Source organism: Fictibacillus phosphorivorans (assembly GCF_001619875.1).
GTDB classification, from domain to species: domain Bacteria; phylum Bacillota; class Bacilli; order Bacillales; family Fictibacillaceae; genus Fictibacillus; species Fictibacillus phosphorivorans_B.
In genome coordinates, this window is the sequence record NZ_LRFC01000030.1 from 1 (window position 1) to 203 (window position 203).

Genomic DNA, 203 nt, shown 5'->3' on the forward strand with positions numbered 1-203 from the left:
AAGGGCGGTGTCTTAACCGCTTGACCAACGGGCCATGACTGTTTGTATTATGATATGGAGCTTCCAACCGGGCTCGAACCGGTGACCTCTTCCTTACCATGGAAGCACTCTACCTGCTGAGCTATGGAAGCAAGTAAAAATGGCTCCACAGGCAGGACTCGAACCTGCGACCGATCGGTTAACAGCCGATAGCTCTACCACTG

At 52.7% G+C, this 203-nt stretch carries 1 tRNA gene; it reads right to left on the reverse strand.

Going from position 1 to position 203, the window contains the following annotated elements:
• Window positions 1-55: 55 nt before the first annotated feature.
• Window positions 56-131 (reverse strand) — tRNA-Thr (locus tag AWM68_RS13595).
• Window positions 132-203 lie beyond the last annotated feature (72 nt).